The organism is Oleiphilus sp. HI0128, from assembly GCF_001635365.1.
The window spans coordinates 1-270 of record NZ_LWGG01000549.1; the positions used below are offsets into that span (position 1 = coordinate 1).

The following is a 270-nucleotide window of genomic DNA, read 5'->3' on the forward strand; positions in this document are numbered from 1 at the left end:
TCGGGCCGAAGCTGAAACCATCAGGCCAGCGAAGCTTCTTGTCTTTGTAAAGTGTTTGTATGGAACCATCAGAGCGCATCTGTATGATAGCCGAATGCTCCAGATCGCTGATGTATAGAGTGTCCTCATCATCGATAGTGATGCCATCGCTCATGGTCTTTTCACCAAAAGCTTCGATTTTAGTTTTCAGCGCTTCTGCACTTAGTGCAGGATTATTCAAATCACTTACCCGTACGCGCCACATCTTCTCGTCGGTAACGGGAGCAAAGT

General features: G+C 47.0%; 1 pseudogene. It reads right to left on the bottom strand.

Annotated features, from left to right (window positions below):
* Positions 1-270, bottom strand: a pseudogene (locus tag A3763_RS28340) (hypothetical protein); the annotation flags it as partial.